This is a genomic window from Oleiphilus sp. HI0117 (assembly GCF_001635235.1).
Window position 1 is genome coordinate 1 of sequence record NZ_LWGA01001209.1, and the last position, 382, is coordinate 382.

1 protein-coding gene is annotated in these 382 nt (G+C 48.7%); it reads right to left on the minus strand.

The window, feature by feature from the left end; genetic code table 11:
* Positions 1 to 3: 3 nt before the first annotated feature.
* Positions 4 to 382: Spy/CpxP family protein refolding chaperone (locus tag A3757_RS21250; protein ID WP_156506474.1), on the minus strand; the 379-nt coding region annotated here is incomplete at its 5' end.

Here is a 382-nt window from a genome sequence, read left to right on the forward strand (position 1 = left end):
CAATTAATCGTCATCCTCACAGCGCTCTTCCATTCGCTTTAGCTTCTTCGATACCATCGCTTTAAGCTCGGCTTTCTGCTCCTCATTTAACACCGCGTGTACTTGCTGGCGAACACTCGCCATATTAAGGATACGAGCCTTAACTTTCTCAGCAGCACTTGTCGCCTGCTCTTCTGCTTGCTTCATATAATCGGCAGCGTCCGGGTCCAAAGACATCATGGCACGCATTTTCGGGAAGCCTTTTCTTTCCTTTCTGAGCTCTTTCATGGGAGCCAGAATTTCCTCAACCTGCACCTCTTGCTCTTCGCTTAAGTCAAGGCGCTTGAGCATTCTTTCCATTTTGTGGTTCATGCCATGCTCTTTATAGTGCGGCCCTGCTGTC